Here is a 332-nt window from a genome sequence, read left to right on the forward strand (position 1 = left end):
CTGTTATAATCATACTATTACATAGGCAGAGAGGACAGATATGTATGATCGGCGAACGTGTGAAAAAATATCGACTTGAAAAGGGCTATTCTTTATCAGAGTTAGCTGAAAAAGCAGGAGTAGCAAAATCTTACCTAAGTTCAATTGAAAGAAATATTCAATCTAATCCTTCCATACAATTTTTAGAAAAGATCTCTTCTGTTCTAGGAGTAACAGTTGAACACCTATTAAATGAGGAATCAAAGAATAAAAATACTAAATTGGACGATGCTTGGATTGAGCTAGTAAGAGAGGCCATGGATTCCGGAATTAGCAAGGAGCAGTTTAAAGAG

The 332-nt window shown here is 34.9% G+C and carries 1 protein-coding gene; it reads left to right on the plus strand.

The genetic code is table 11. The annotated features are described in order from the left end of the window. Positions 1-44: 44 nt before the first annotated feature. Positions 45-332: helix-turn-helix domain-containing protein (locus KH400_RS23340; RefSeq protein ID WP_217228705.1), on the plus strand; the 288-nt coding region annotated here is incomplete at its 3' end.

Source organism: Desertibacillus haloalkaliphilus, from assembly GCF_019039105.1.
Taxonomy (GTDB): domain Bacteria; phylum Bacillota; class Bacilli; order Bacillales; family KJ1-10-99; genus Desertibacillus; species Desertibacillus haloalkaliphilus.